The sequence below is a fragment of the Brucella haematophila genome (assembly GCF_005938105.1).
Lineage (GTDB): Bacteria > Pseudomonadota > Alphaproteobacteria > Rhizobiales > Rhizobiaceae > Brucella > Brucella haematophila.
In genome coordinates this window covers 87,448-99,524 of sequence record NZ_VCPE01000009.1, presented here as the reverse complement: position 1 = coordinate 99,524, position 12,077 = coordinate 87,448, and the positions used below count along the sequence as shown (strand labels likewise).

Below are 12,077 nucleotides of genomic sequence, written 5' to 3'. Positions count from 1 at the left end.
TTGACTGCTAGGTGGGAAAATCAAGTCCCATTTCGCGATAGCGCTCGGGATCGTTGCCCCAGTTTTCGCGCACTTTCACGAACAGGAACAGATGAACCGTCTGTTCAAGAATTTCCGAGATTTCCTTGCGCGCCGACTGGCCGATAGCCTTCACCGTCTCGCCCTTGTGGCCGAGAACGATCTTCTTCTGGCTTTCGCGCTCGACATAGATGACCTGTTCTATGCGAACCGAACCGTCCTTGCGCTCTTCCCAACGTTCCGTTTCCACCGTCGATGCGTAAGGCAGCTCTTCATGCAGGCGCAGATAAAGCTTCTCGCGGGTGATTTCGGCTGCGAGCTGGCGCATCGGCATGTCGGAAATCTGGTCTTCCGGATAATACCACGGACCGTTCGGCACGTTTTCAGCCAGATACTTCGCCAGATCCTTGCAGCCCGAACCGTTGAGCGCCGAGATCATGAATGTCTGGTCGAAGGTCACGAGTTCATTGGCCTTCTGGGCCAGTGTCAGCAGCACCGGCGGATCGACGCGGTCGACCTTGTTCAGCACCAGCACCTTCTTCTGACGCACATTCTTCATGCTTTCCAGCAGCGCTTCGGCGTTCTCGTTGAGACCGCCCTGCGCATCCAGCAGAACCAGAATGATATCCGCATCCTTAGCGCCGCCCCAGGCCGTGGTGACCATGGCGCGGTCGAGCCTGCGCTTCGGGCGGAAAATACCGGGGGTGTCGATCAGAACGATCTGCGCCGGACCCTCGATGAAAATGCCGCGCACGAGCGCGCGCGTCGTCTGCACCTTGTGCGTGACAATCGATACTTTCGTGCCCACGAGCTGGTTAACCAGTGTGGATTTCCCCGCATTTGGCGCGCCGATCAACGCAACGAAGCCCGAGCGGGTCTGCCCGGTTTCCGTTTCGCTTTCTGTCGGTGTCGTCCGATTATTCATTGTCCATCCTTCCAGACGATATTTTGTATAGAGCGTGGTCCCCTTGGCACGCCCATTCCCCCCGGTGCGACAGCGTCGTCATTACAACGAAATTTGTCGCAATTGATCGATTATAACCGATCTCGATTGAAAAAACGTGAGTTCTTGCGTCATACAGTTTCGTCGCGCTTCCACACGCCTTCGCGGTAGAGCATGGCTTCTGCGGCGCTCTGTTCGGCGATGCGCTTTGAGCGTCCTTCGCCATTTTCCGGCGCGAAACCCTGTACCTGAACTTCGACCACGAAGAGCGGGTCATGGTCCGGGCCGCTGCGGCTTAACACGGAATAGGACGGGTGCACATTGCCCTGCTGATGTGCCCATTCCTGCAGCTCTGTCTTGGCATCGCGGCGTCCTGCGCCGGTTTCAAGCGACCTTTTCTTCCAGTAACGCTTGATGAACGAGCGGGCCGCTTCAAGGCCACCGTCGAGATAGATCGTGGCGATCAACGCTTCCACGACATCGGCGCGCACATTCATGAGGCGCTTGTCGTTCAGCGATTTGATGTCGGAGCCGGTATGAATGAAGTTGGCGAGACCGATTTCGTCGGCAATGGCCGCGCAGGTTTCGGCATTGACCAGCGCATTAAGACGCACCGACAATTCGCCTTCGGAAGCCTCGGGAAATGCTTCAAACAGCATTTCTGCGACAGCGAGACCAAGCACACGGTCGCCGAGAAACTCCAGCCGCTCATAATTCGCCCGCGAAGGGGCCTGCACACTTGAATGCGTGAGCGCACGTTCCAGCCGTTTCAAATTCAGAAAACGGTGTCCGGTGCGCTCCTCGAGAATTGATGCTGCCTGGCCTGCGGATACCATCTCAGTTTCCGGTGACGGCAGTGTGCGGCGCAGCATTCACAGAAGTGAACAGACGGCTGAAACGCACATCGGTCGGCCATTTCCAGATTTCGAGCGGGCTGGCTTTGTCCGCAATCGAGAAGAAAATGATGTTGGCACGACCGACAAGATTTTCGAAAGGCACATAGCCAACGCCAAAACGGCTATCGAGCGAGTTGTCGCGATTGTCGCCCATCATGAAGTAATGACCGGCGGGCACTTCGAAGACGCGGGTATCATCGCCGATGGAATTGGGCGCCAGATCAAGCGTGTCATAGGTCACGCCATCCGGCAACGTCTCGCGATAAACCTCGACCGGACGGTTTTCTTCCGTCACATCGGGATTGTCGATGGTGCCGATGCGATCGCGCTTGACCGCCTGATCGTTGATATAGAGCACGCCGCCGCGCATCTGTACACGGTCGCCCGGCAGGCCGATCACCCGCTTGATGTAATCAACGGACGTGTCGCTCGGCAGCTTGAAAACCACCACATCGCCGCGCTTCGGTTCCGCGCTCCAGATACGGCCCGAAAACAGGTCGAGACCGAAAGGCAGCGAAAAACGCGAATAGCCATAGGCATATTTCGACACGAACAGATAATCGCCTTCCAGCAAGGTCGGGCGCATCGAGCCCGAAGGAATGCTGAATGGCTGGAAAAGAATGGTGCGAATGACCAGCGCCAGCAGCAGCGCCTGCACGATAACGCTGATGGTTTCGCCTAGGCCGCCGGACTTCTTGGTTTCACTCTTGCTGGACACGCTCATTGTCTCTCCGCTTGCGATAACGCGATCATTTGCTTTCACGCATTATCCGACGCAAAACCGCTTCGCACTTTTGCTGGAAATGCTCTATTAACGGCTTGGATTGCGTGAGGCAATCCGCGCACTGCTTTCTCGCACGATTATGAGCAGGTGTTTACCTGTCACAACCCCAACTACTTCTGTCAGGACCGATCAATTTTACCTGATCCCGCTCAGGAGCCTATTTCGGCCCGCTTGAATCTGGCAGCGCCTCGATGATTACGAAGGCCTGCGCGAGAGGAAAATCATCGGTAATTGTCAGATGTATGGCAGCGCGTGTTCCCGGCGGCAGAAGTCTCTGCAACTGTTTGGCCGCACCATCTGTCAGGTGCATGGTGGGCTTGCCGGAAGGCGCATTGACCACGCCCATATCGCGCCAGAACACGCCGCGCGCAATGCCGGTGCCGAGCGCCTTGGCGCAGGCTTCCTTGGCAGCAAAGCGCTTGGCATAGGACGCCGCGCGCTGCTGGCGTCCGTCCGATTTCTTCTGTTCGATCTCGGTAAAGACCCGATTGCGGAAACGGTCGCCGTGCCGCTCCAGAGCTTTTTCGATACGCCGGATATCGATAAGGTCACTGCCTATGCCGACGATCATATTTGCTGAAGCCCCCGTTCGCCATGCAGCTTGTGCTTTTCAGCCAGTCGCTCCAGACGGCGACGGCGAAACACCGACACGGCATAGCGCGTCACGAAATAGACCAGCACCGCACAGGCCGCGCCCAGAATGGTCGAACCAAACAGCATCGGCTTCAGGAGTGGCGTCCAGATCTCGTCGAAATGCATTGTTTCGAGAGCACGGCCAAGATGCACGGGGGGCGCCGAGTCCACGCTGCCATTCATGATGAAGCGACCCAACTCGAAGGTACTTCCCCAAATGAAAGGCAAAGTGAGCGGGTTGGCCAGCGTGGTGCCGATTGCTGCCGCCGCAATATTGCCGGCCAGAAAATAGGCCAGCACAATCGCGATGATCAGATGAAAGCCGAAGAACGGCGTGAATGCCGAGAAAACGCCAACGGCCAGCCCCGCTGCCACCGCATGCGGCGACGCGGTAATACGCAGAATCCGCTTACCCCCGTATTTGAACGAACGGGAAAAAGAACGGCGCGGCCAGACCATAAGTCTCAGGCGCTCCCGTCGGGTCAGTGGATGTCGGCGTTGGAATAACATGGGCCCTTAATACTGCTCTCCACGGCTGGAAACAATTGCTATTATTAGATCATCCTACCGATCATGCATCGCGGTATTCCGTTGGCGCGAGGTCCGGTCTTGGCTGATAATGACGAGGCGATACGCCCAGCATGCGGCGAAACATTGTCGTAAAGGCTGAAACGCTGTCATAACCGAGATCGAGCGCCACACTGGTCACGGCTTCCCCCTCGGAAAGCCTGGGAACGGCAGCGAAAAGACAGGCCTGTTGCCGCCATACCGAAAGGCTCACCCCCGTCTCGCGCTGGAAATGCCTCGTGAATGAGCGCCTGCTCATGGCGAGCTTGTCCGCCCAATCATCGATGGTGACGCGCGAGGACGGATTTTTCACGAAATCGCGGCAGAGTTTTTGCAGGCGCGGATCGTTCGGAATGGGCAGCCCAAGCGACCTTTGCGGCAGGGTGTGCAGATCTCGCAGGATCAACTCGATAACCAGCGCATCGCGGCTGCCCGCCTCCGGTATGCTGTCGACCGTCGTCGCATCAATGATGAGGCAGCGCATCAGATCGGTCAGCCCCACCACATGCAGATGGTCGGGCACGCCCGAAACGGCATCTGTGCTGATATAGATCGAGCGCATATAGACATCACCCACGATCTCGACCGAATGCTCGATACCAGCCGGTATCCACATGGCGTGATCACCCGGGATCATCCAGCGCCCGGCATTCGTCGTGACCAGAACCACACCTTGCGAAGCACACAAGAGCTGCGCGCGCGAATGGCTGTGACGGGGCACGAAATAGCCATCCGGATACTTCGTCGGAAGCGCCACAACCGGTCCGGTCATGGTCTCCAGCATCGCCACGCGGTCTTCGTGGAAGCGTTGCAGTTCCTCGCTTTCGGGTAAGAAAAGACGTGATGGCGATGGCGGTTTCATCTCAAACTCGATCTCAATCGGCTCAGCTTGGCCCACTCAAACAAGTAATGGACCAAATCACGAAAGCGGGCGACGCGCAATACGCTTATGAGGAGAGAACCGGAGAGTACGCTCGACGAAATCTCCGTTTCAAAACATCCAAACGCTATCTTTTCTTTCCGACAACCGAGAAGATTGTAGCGGCAGACCGAGACTTCTTTGTATGCGTTTCAATCTGCTTAAATCAGATCGGCGCTCTGGACGTTTATTTTAACGCACATCCTATCCGAAAACCGTTTCACTTTTCGGGATGTGCTCAAGGAGTAGCATTATGAGCATGAGTGCTGCGCAGCAGCCGTCCAACAGCGGTGCGGACAATACGGTCCTCACCATCATATTGGCCACAAGCATGGGCCATTTCCTGAACGACATGATGCAGTCGCTCCTTCCGGCCATCTATCCGATGCTGAAGGAGAATTACAGCCTGTCGTTCTGGCAGATTGGTCTTCTCACCTTCACTTTCCAGATGACGGCATCCATCTTGCAGCCGCTCGTCGGTATTTATACCGACCGCAAGCCGATGCCCTATTCGCTGTCCTTCGGCATGGGCTGCACCCTTGTCGGACTTATATTGCTGGCCACGGCGCATCATTATTCGGTGCTGCTGATGGGCGCGGCCTGCGTCGGCTTTGGTTCGTCCGTCTTCCACCCGGAAGCGTCACGCGTTGCGCGACTGGCATCGGGCGGCAAGCACGGCTTCGCGCAATCGCTGTTTCAGGTCGGTGGCAATTTCGGTTCGTCCATCGGACCGCTGCTTGCAGCTTTCGTTGTGCTGCCATTCGGCCAGATCAGCGTTTCATGGTTCTCGGTCGCCGCTTTGGCTGGCATGTTGCTGCTCTGGTATGTTGGCAACTGGTACAATCGCTACCGGCTGGCCAATGCTCGTAGGGCGCAGCCTGACAAGACGCTGCCGCTGCCACGTAACCGGGTGATTGCCACCGTGGCTGTGCTCGCGCTGCTGATCTTCACCAAATACATCTACATGGCCAGCCTGACGAGCTACTACACCTTCTACACAATCCATCATTTTGGCGTGTCGGTGCAGACCTCGCAGATCCTGCTGTTCCTCTTCCTCGGTGCTGTTGCTGCGGGAACGATCTTTGGTGGCCCGATCGGTGATCGCATCGGAACGCGCAAGGTGATCTGGGTATCGATCCTCGGCGTACTGCCATTCACTCTGGCTTTGCCCTATGCAAATCTTGAGATGACGGCTGTGCTGACGGTAATCATCGGCTTCATCCTGGCCTCGGCCTTCCCTGCCATCGTGGTGTTTGCACAGGAATTACTTCCGGGACGCGTGGGCATGGTGTCCGGCCTGTTCTTCGGCTTTGCCTTTGGCATGGCTGGTATTGCAGCCGCAGTTCTCGGCATCGTCGCTGACCGCAAGGGCATCGAGTTCGTCTACACGATCTGCTCGTATCTGCCATTGCTCGGCCTTTTGACCGTCTTCCTGCCAAAGCTGGAAAAGAACCGCAAAGCAAAGGCCTGAATCTGAAAAGGTTCCCCCGAAAGGGGGAGCGCCGCACGTCCCCCAACGGCGGCGCTCCCATGCCACTGACCTTCTTGACGGCCCGGTACAGCGGCATTTCTGAAACGGTTCTTCTGGAACCGCCCGATCAGGCTATTTGTTTTGCGCATTATCCTACGCAAAACCGCTACGCACTTTTGCTGGAAGTGCTCTAGGCGCAGGATCACACGGCGAAGCTGAAGCCCTGCACCGTTTCCCTGCGGAATTCATCAAAGGCAGCCGCCACGAGGCGTATCAGCGGCTTTCCGTCTTCGGTAGCGCGGATGACGCTCCCCTTCACATCGACCAGACCATCGGCCACCAGCGGGCGCAGCAGGGCGAGTTCGTCGGAGAACTCCATACCCGGCGCTGCTTCGTCCAGATCAACCTGAAAATTGCACATCAGATCGGTAATGATTGCCGAACGCAGGCGGTCGCTTTCGCGCATCGTATAGCCGCGCATCGTGGCAAGTTCGCCCGCATCGACCTTCTTGCGATACTGCCCGATATCCGGAATATTCTGCGCATAACCGCCCGGAAATTGTGAAATGGATGACGGGCCAAAGCCGATCAGCGTCTGGCTTCTATCGGTCGTGTAACCCTGAAAATTGCGGTGTAGCAGACCCTTACGGGCAGCAACGGCCAGCGTGTCCTGCGGCAGAGCGTAGTGATCGATACCCACCGGCTCGTAACCGAGACCGGAAAAACATTCGGCGACAACACGCGACTGCGCAAAGCGTTCTTCCGCATCGGGCAGCAGGCTGGCATCAATCAGACGCTGATTGGCGCGTCGCTGCGGCAGATGTGCATAACCATAGCAGGCAACACGGTCCGGACGGAGCGAGGCGACTGTTGCGCAGGTGCGGCGCAAACTATCCACCGTCTGCATCGGCAAACCGTAGATGAGATCGAAATTGATCTTTTCGATCCCTTCGCCACGCAGAAGCCATGTGGCTTCCGACACGGTTTCCATCATCTGCACGCGGCCAATGGCCTTCTGCACGCGAATATCGATATCCTGAATGCCAAGGCTGGCCCGGTTGACACCCATGAAAGCCAGCGTGCGGACAAGTTCCGGCGTGACCGTGCGCGGATCAAGCTCAATGGCATGTTCCATCGTCGGCGAGAACTCGAACACCGAGCGCAAGGCGGTGATGATTTCAAAGAATTGAGAAGAACTCAGAATGGATGGCGTTCCGCCACCCCAGTGCAGATGGGTGACGCGCGGGCGGCTGGTCAGCACATGACCCACCGTCTCGATTTCATTCAAAAGCGGATGATAGAAGCTCTCGACGACATCGTCGCGAATGGCAACCTTGGCGTGGCAGCCGCAATAATAGCAAAGCTGCTTGCAGTAAGGCACGTGGATATAAAGTGATATGCCCTCGCCCGGACCGATCTGACGCAGCCAGCGTTGCGTGGTATCAGGCTCGAAGGGAACGAAATCGGCTGCCGTCGGAAAGGACGTGTAGCGCGGAACGGCCAGTGCTGCGTAACGCTTTATCGTTTCTTCATGCATGGCGCATCCACCTCGCGCGGCGCGCGGACTGGCGAAGCTCTGCCAGAGCGAATGGAGAAGCTGATGCCGGAACCCGAATTGCAGCCTGCGGCACTGGACGGCATGAGGCGGCAAGGCACCCCGCATGAATGACAGCCAACGTTGCAGTGACCAGACACAAGAGCACCCGTCTTTCTCCCCATTCACCGCGCGACCGTCCCTTTGTAGCCGCATCAATCTTTACGGTAAAAATTACAGGGCAAAGCGGCACGCCGCATTGATTTGAATCAACGGGCGACGATGAATGGGCAGAGGATTGGGAGTGAGAGCGTTTCCAGCAGCAATACGTAGTCTACGCGGGGAAATCAGTCCGCTCGACTGATTTCTGCTCCCGCTTCGATGTGTAGGATAATGTGGAAAAACAAATAGATAGAGTGGTTCCGCGATTCCGTTTAACCGAAACCGCTCCAGCTTAAAATGCGTCCAGATCCATGCCCGCAACAGCTGCGAGCGAACGGCGCGACATGATTTCGACCGTGTTGGCGTCGATGAGCTGGATCAGTCCCTGGCTCTTGAGCTTGGTGAAGCTGCGGCTTACCGTTTCAATGGTGAGACCGAGATAATCCGCAATATCCGTGCGGTTCATCGAAAGATGCACGGGATTGGCAGTTTCGCCGCGCTTTTCAGCGCGTGCTGAGAGAACCAGCAGAAAGCTCGCAAGCTTCTCCACCGGCGCAAGGCGACCGAGAACAAGCTGGTTGTCACGTGCTGTGCGCAGTGCGGCGCGGGTCATCTGGTGCAGCCTTTCCTTGAGCTTTGGAAAGCGCTCCATCAGATTGTCCATTTCCTTCGTGGAAAAGGCGCAGAGCACCGAAGGCACGACCGCTTCCGCTGACTGCGAATACACATCGTCATCGGCAAGGCCGAGATAATCTCCTGGGAACAGGAAGCCCGCGATCTGGCGTCGTCCGTCCGGCAGAGAGGTATAGATGCGCAACATGCCGGAGGTCAGGCTGTAGACCCGGGCCTTGGGCTCACCCTCCTCCACGAGCATCTCGTTCGCATCCAGCTTTCTGGACGTCATGATCGCTTCCAGCGCGCCGAGATCACCGTCGTCAAGCGCAGCGCAAACCGCCATACGACGCACATCGCAGTCGACACAAATGCCGCACGGCGCGCGAAATGGTGATTTCGGATCGAAAACTACAGACGTTACAGCCACGATGGATTTTCCTGTCGGCGAGAACTGAACGAATTCTCTCGTTAACAGCGGAGATTACGTAAACCTAAGGTCATTCGTAAAGAGAAATTTCGCCGCAGAGCTGTAATAGCTCTGCGGCATCAACTTTTACATTATATCCCGCCAGAAAGTCTTTTAAGATACGCAGATGCTAATGCACTTTCTGGCAACAACGAATGGTCAGATGTTGCGGCTGCCCGGTTTGATCGCCGGGATGGCGGCCAGTTCCGGCGGCAAATTGTCAGCCGGATAAGCAGGCACTTCATATTCCGCAAGCGCGATCAGCTTCGTGCCGACATCCGCCTTGCCAGCAGAGCGATCAACGATACAGGCCGCAGCCACAACTTCGATGCCGAGTTCCTTCATGCATTCGATGGTTTCGCGGATCGACAGGCCGGTCGTGACAATGTCTTCCACGATGACGACACGCGCGCCCTTGGGCACATCGAAGCGACGCAGGCGAAACACGCCATTTTCGCGCTCGACCCAGACCGAAGGTACGCCAAGGTGACGCGACGTTTCGTAAGACGGGATCAGACCGCCGATGGCCGGACCGACGACATAGTCGATGGGGCCAAGATTTGCCGCCTTGATCTTCTCAGCCAGTGGCTTGCAGAGCTTTTCCGTCTTGTCGGCATGCATGAACACGCGCGCCTTTTGCAGAAAAATGGGGCTGCGAAGGCCGGAAGTGAGAATGAAATGGCCTTCGAGGATCGCTCCCGCTTCGCGGAAGACGGCAAGCACGCCTTCGGTGTTCATCTTGGTCCTATCCGTTCACGCGCTTTGCGCCGCTGACGCTCGCGCTTTCTTTCAATTGGGAAATGATGCGGTTGAGGTGCTTCAGATCCCACACTTCAACGTCGATGATCATTTCGGTAAAGTCCGGCGCTGTGCGCACCATCGAGAGATTGTGAATATTGGCGTCATTGGCCGCAACAATCTGGGCAATCTCCGCCAGCGAACCGGGGGAATTGATCGCAGAAACGCTCACACGGGCCGGGAAACGCTCATGCATCGTTTCATCGATATCCCAGCGCACATCGATCCAGCGTTCCGGCTGATCGTCATAGGCGGTCAGCGCCGGTGACTGGATCGGATAGATGGTGATACCGGCGCCCGGCTGGAGAATGCCCACGATGCGGTCGCCCGGAACAGCGCCTTCCGGCGCAAACCGTACCGGCAGATCGGAATTGGTACCGCGGATCGGCAAGGCGCGCTTGCCCGGCTTCGGCGCAGTTTCCTGATCCTTGTCCTTGCCGCCTTCCGGACCCTCGCTGCCTTCAGGCACCTTGAAGATCATGCCAGCGGCGTTCTGGATGTTGAACCAGCCCTTTTCGCCGGTCTTGGCGGGGCTGTTCTGCGAAGTGACGCGGGTATCCTGATAGTCGGGATAAACGGCTTTCACGACATCGGTGGACGGCAGTTCGCCGCGCCCAACCGCGGCCAGCACATCCTCTACATCCTTGCGCGCCAGTCGCGGCAGGCCGGGTTTAAGAATATCCTTGCTGAACGGCTTTCCGGCGCGTTCGAAGGCGCGTTCCAGAATGCGCATGCCAAGGCCGGAATATTGCTTGCGCACGGCGGAGCGCGTCGCGCGACGGATGGCGGCACGCGCCTTACCGGTTGCGACCAGAGATTCCCATGCTGCCGGCGGCACCTGCGCCTTGGAGCGGATGATATCCACCTCGTCGCCGTTCTTCAGCTCGGTCATCAGCGGCATGATGCGGCCATTGACCTTTGCGCCGACACAGCTGTCGCCAATATCGGTGTGAACTGCATAGGCGAAATCGATCGGCGTCGCACCGCGCGGCAGTGCAATCAGGCGGCCTTTCGGCGTAAAACAGAAGACCTGATCCTGAAACAGCTCCAGCTTGGTGTGTTCCAGAAACTCTTCCGGATTGTCACCTTCGGAAAGCTGTTCGATGGTCTGGCGCAGCCAGGCATATGCATTGGTTTCGGTCGAAATGGCATGCGGATTGTTACCGCTGCCGCGATCCTTGTAGATCGAATGCGCAGCCACACCGAATTCGGCGATTTCATCCATCGCACGGGTGCGGATCTGCAGTTCGATACGCTGACGCGACGGCCCGATGATGGTCGTGTGTACCGAGCGATAATCGTTCTGCTTCGGCGTCGAGATATAATCCTTGAAACGCCCCGGCACCATCGACCATGTCGTATGGATCAACCCCAGCGCCCGGTAGCAGTCCTGCACCGTATCGACCATGACGCGGAAGCCAAAAATGTCGGAGAGCTGCTCAAAGGACAGGCCCTTGGTTTCCATCTTGCGGAACACCGACCAGGCCTTCTTCTGGCGGCTTTTGACGCTGGCCTTGATGCCGTTCTTCTCGAATATCTCGGATAGATCCTTTTCGATCTTCTGCAGAAGACCACGGTTCTTTTCCAGAAGTTCGGCCAGACGGTCCGTGACCGCACGCCATGCATCGGGATTGATATAACGGAAAGCCAGCTCTTCCAGCTCTTCGCGCATGTCCTGCATACCCATGCGGCCAGCAAGCGGCGCATAGATATCCATGGTCTCTTCGGCAATGCGCAGGCGCTTGTCCTCGCGCATCACGCCGAGCGTGCGCATATTGTGCAGACGGTCGGCGAGCTTCACCAGCAGCACGCGCACATCTTCGGAAATGGCGAGAAGCAGTTTGCGCAGATTTTCCGCCTGCACCGCCTTCTTGGAAACCAGATCGAGCTTTTTGAGCTTGGTCAGACCTTCGACGAGCTTGCCGATTTCCGGCCCGAACAACTGGTCGATCTCCTGACGGGTCGCGGTCGTGTCTTCGATAGTATCGTGCAGAAGCGCGATGGCAATCGTCGCCTCATCGAGATGCATATCGGTGAGGATGGCCGCGACTTCGAGAGGATGGGAGAAATAAGGGTCGCCGGAAGCACGTTTCTGGCTGCCATGTTTCTGCATGGCATAGACATATGCCTTGTTGAGAAGCGCCTCGTTTACATCCGGCTTGTATCGCTGCACACGCTCCACAAGCTCATACTGGCGCATCATCTACAACAACTCCTCAAACCAATGTTGGGCGATCAGCGGCGATACCGCAACACCTAAACACCCCTATC

11 protein-coding genes are annotated in these 12,077 nt (G+C 57.2%); 1 reads left to right on the top strand and 10 read right to left on the bottom strand.

All coding sequences use genetic code 11. The features are described 5' to 3' along the window. Nucleotides 1-7 precede the first annotated feature (7 nt). From era to FGI60_RS14315, 6 genes are all read right to left on the bottom strand, one after another. The gene (gene era / locus FGI60_RS14340; RefSeq protein ID WP_138785790.1) at nucleotides 8-943 is read right to left on the bottom strand and encodes a GTPase Era; all 936 of its coding nucleotides are present in this window, start codon (nucleotides 941-943) and stop codon (nucleotides 8-10) included. A gap of 149 nt (nucleotides 944-1,092) precedes the next feature. Continuing rightward, the gene (gene rnc, locus FGI60_RS14335) at nucleotides 1,093-1,797 is read right to left on the bottom strand and encodes a ribonuclease III (RefSeq protein ID WP_078340713.1); all 705 of its coding nucleotides are present in this window, start codon (nucleotides 1,795-1,797) and stop codon (nucleotides 1,093-1,095) included. 1 nt (nucleotide 1,798) lies between these two features. After that, a complete protein-coding gene (lepB, locus tag FGI60_RS14330; RefSeq protein ID WP_138785789.1) occupies nucleotides 1,799-2,581 on the bottom strand; it encodes a signal peptidase I in 783 nt (260 codons plus the stop codon). Between the two features lie 217 nt (nucleotides 2,582-2,798). After that, a complete protein-coding gene (gene acpS, locus FGI60_RS14325) occupies nucleotides 2,799-3,212 on the bottom strand; it encodes a holo-ACP synthase (protein ID WP_078340711.1) in 414 nt (137 codons plus the stop codon). Further along, on the bottom strand, nucleotides 3,209-3,784 hold the full coding sequence (bspA, locus tag FGI60_RS14320; RefSeq protein ID WP_138785788.1) for a type IV secretion system effector BspA: 576 nt from the start codon (nucleotides 3,782-3,784) through the stop codon (nucleotides 3,209-3,211). Before bspA ends, acpS begins: the two co-directional genes overlap by 4 nt. A gap of 61 nt (nucleotides 3,785-3,845) precedes the next feature. Beyond that, complete coding sequence (locus FGI60_RS14315) at nucleotides 3,846-4,703, bottom strand: AraC family transcriptional regulator (protein ID WP_138785787.1); 858 nt, start codon at nucleotides 4,701-4,703, stop codon at nucleotides 3,846-3,848. A gap of 310 nt (nucleotides 4,704-5,013) precedes the next feature. On the opposite strand from FGI60_RS14315, the gene FGI60_RS14310 reads away from it, so the two are divergent. Beyond that, a complete protein-coding gene (locus tag FGI60_RS14310; RefSeq protein ID WP_138785786.1) occupies nucleotides 5,014-6,231 on the top strand; it encodes an MFS transporter in 1,218 nt (405 codons plus the stop codon). Nucleotides 6,232-6,433: 202 nt separating this feature from the next. Here the strand turns inward: FGI60_RS14310 and hemN are convergent, their stop codons facing one another. From hemN to FGI60_RS14290, 4 genes are all read right to left on the bottom strand, one after another. After that, nucleotides 6,434-7,768 carry an oxygen-independent coproporphyrinogen III oxidase gene (gene hemN, locus FGI60_RS14305; protein ID WP_138785785.1) on the bottom strand — a complete coding sequence of 445 codons (1,335 nt, stop codon included), beginning with the start codon at nucleotides 7,766-7,768 and terminating at the stop codon, nucleotides 6,434-6,436. A gap of 451 nt (nucleotides 7,769-8,219) precedes the next feature. Then, the gene (locus tag FGI60_RS14300; RefSeq protein ID WP_235889826.1) at nucleotides 8,220-8,885 is read right to left on the bottom strand and encodes a cyclic nucleotide-binding domain-containing protein; all 666 of its coding nucleotides are present in this window, start codon (nucleotides 8,883-8,885) and stop codon (nucleotides 8,220-8,222) included. Between the two features lie 282 nt (nucleotides 8,886-9,167). Next, complete coding sequence (pyrE, locus tag FGI60_RS14295; RefSeq protein WP_138785783.1) at nucleotides 9,168-9,746, bottom strand: orotate phosphoribosyltransferase; 579 nt, start codon at nucleotides 9,744-9,746, stop codon at nucleotides 9,168-9,170. A 7-nt stretch (nucleotides 9,747-9,753) separates the two neighbouring features. Beyond that, complete coding sequence (locus tag FGI60_RS14290; RefSeq protein WP_138785782.1) at nucleotides 9,754-12,009, bottom strand: RelA/SpoT family protein; 2,256 nt, start codon at nucleotides 12,007-12,009, stop codon at nucleotides 9,754-9,756. Nucleotides 12,010-12,077: the final 68 nt, after the last annotated feature.